This is a genomic window from Arhodomonas sp. KWT (genome assembly GCF_010993615.1).
Genome location: NZ_WNXE01000226.1, coordinates 2,181 through 3,406, shown reverse-complemented (window position 1 = coordinate 3,406; position 1,226 = coordinate 2,181). Strand labels below are relative to the sequence as shown.

2 protein-coding genes are annotated in these 1,226 nt (G+C 68.2%); both read left to right on the top strand.

Going from position 1 to position 1,226, the window contains the following annotated elements; translation table 11 throughout:
• Positions 1–121 precede the first annotated feature (121 nt).
• Positions 122–526 (top strand): DnaJ family domain-containing protein, encoded by a 405-nt coding sequence (locus G7A99_RS17010; protein ID WP_018716889.1) that lies wholly within the window; start codon positions 122–124, stop codon positions 524–526.
• Positions 527–644: 118 nt separating this feature from the next.
• On the top strand, positions 645–1,226 hold a 582-nt coding region (locus G7A99_RS17005), incomplete at its 3' end, for a hypothetical protein (RefSeq protein WP_163142359.1).

The window sequence follows — 1,226 nt, the reverse complement described above, 5'->3', positions numbered from 1 at the left end:
GCCTTTCGCCCGCCGCGTGAGGACGGGCAGTTCGACCTGTTTGGCTGAAGCGGGGTCGCCGGTGGGCTGCAACTCCGCTAAGGTGGTCGCCGGGCATCGTCGCGATGCGGGAGGAACACGCATGGACCCGATGGAACAGCTTGCCGAGCAGCGCATGCGCGAGGCGCAGGCCCGTGGCGAGTTCGAGGGACTGCCCGGCGCCGGCGGGGCGTTGCCGCTGGACGACGACCCGCTGATGCCGGAGCACCTGCGTATGGCCTACCGCGTGCTGCGCAACGCGAACTGCCTGCCGCCGGAGCTCGAGCGACGTCGCGAGATCAACCAGCTCGAGGAGCTGCTCGCACACGTCGACGATGCCCACACGCCGACGGCGCGCGAGGCGAGGCGGCGGCTGACGGCCCTGCGCCAGCAGGTCGAGGCGCAACGCGGAGGTACCGCGCCCCTGTGGGCGGACCCCGCTTACCAGTCGCGCCTCGCCGAGCACATGGCACGTGCGCGGCATACCCCCGGAGACGGCGGCGATTGACAGGAAGGTGCGGGGCATTGCTAGTGTCTCTGCCTCGGCGCGCGGCGCCGTGATCGGGTTTCACAGATGCACGCGGACGGTGCCTTACCGGACATCCGCAAACGAGGCTAAGAGCACTATGCTGAAATCGAAGCGCTTCACCACCCGCCAGGGCCTGATCGTCGGTCTGCTCGCCGGCGCACTGGCGGTGACCGCCCCGGCCATGGCCCAGCAGAACGGCAATGGCGAGGGTAACGGGGGCGGCCAGGCGGCCCAGCAGAAGGCGGCCCAGCAGGGCGGCAAGCTGGTCGAGTCGCGGCTCAAGGTCCGCAAGCTCAGCCAGAAGCTCTCCAAGATCCGCCAGTCCGCGATCAAGAACAATCCGGACCTCGCCAAGCAGCGGGATGCGCTCCGGCAGTCGGTCAACGACTCCATTCGCTCCAGCGGCGTCGATCCCAAGAAGGATGTCGCGCGGCTGCGCGAGATCGCGAAGAAGCTGCGCGCCGGCGACGTCAAGGGCGAGGAGCAGAAGGCCCTGACCAAGGAGTACCGCAAGAAGCGCGAGGCGCTCCTCGAGGCCCGGCGCAAGGCGCTGTCGAACGAGGATATCCAGGCGTCCCAGAAAAAGTTCCGCGATGAACTCCTGGCGGCCATGAAGAAAGAGGACCCGAACACCGAGGACCTCATCAAGCAGTACAACGCGGCCCAGCGTGATCTGCGT